The 751-nt window shown below is 47.7% G+C and carries 1 rRNA gene; it reads left to right on the top strand.

The window, feature by feature from the left end:
• Positions 1–168: 168 nt before the first annotated feature.
• Positions 169–751 (top strand): 16S ribosomal RNA (locus tag ABXH06_RS17840); the annotation flags it as partial.

Here is a 751-nt window from a genome sequence, read left to right as displayed (position 1 = left end):
AAGAAAGACGTAAAACAGTTTAATGATGAATGTCACACAAAATAAGTATTAAAGATTCCTTCGGGATGATTTAGTACGTTTTATGTAGTTACTTAATCCTTAGTCGGAATTGAGTAACACGACAGAATTCATTGAGCAGTAGGACTTGTTCCTACACAAACGATTTTTTAATTGAAGAGTTTGATCATGGCTCAGATTGAACGCTGGCGGCAGGCTTAACACATGCAAGTCGAGCGGAAACGAGAATAGCTTGCTATTCGGCGTCGAGCGGCGGACGGGTGAGTAATGCTTGGGAATATGCCTTTAGGTGGGGGACAACAGTTGGAAACGACTGCTAATACCGCATAATGTCTACGGACCAAAGGAGGGGATCTTCGGACCTTTCGCCTTTAGATTAGCCCAAGTGAGATTAGCTAGATGGTGAGGTAATGGCTCACCATGGCGACGATCTCTAGCTGGTTTGAGAGGATGATCAGCCACACTGGGACTGAGACACGGCCCAGACTCCTACGGGAGGCAGCAGTGGGGAATATTGCACAATGGGGGAAACCCTGATGCAGCCATGCCGCGTGTGTGAAGAAGGCCTTCGGGTTGTAAAGCACTTTCAGTTGTGAGGAAAGGTGTAAGGTTAATACCTTTGCACTGTGACGTTAGCAACAGAAGAAGCACCGGCTAACTTCGTGCCAGCAGCCGCGGTAATACGAGGGGTGCAAGCGTTAATCGGAATTACTGGGCGTAAAGCGTGCGTAGG

This window comes from Thalassotalea sp. SU-HH00458, from assembly GCF_040362795.1.
In the GTDB taxonomy this organism is placed as follows: Bacteria; Pseudomonadota; Gammaproteobacteria; order Enterobacterales; family Alteromonadaceae; genus Thalassotalea_H; species Thalassotalea_H castellviae.
This window is presented reverse-complemented; position numbering and strand designations above follow the sequence as displayed.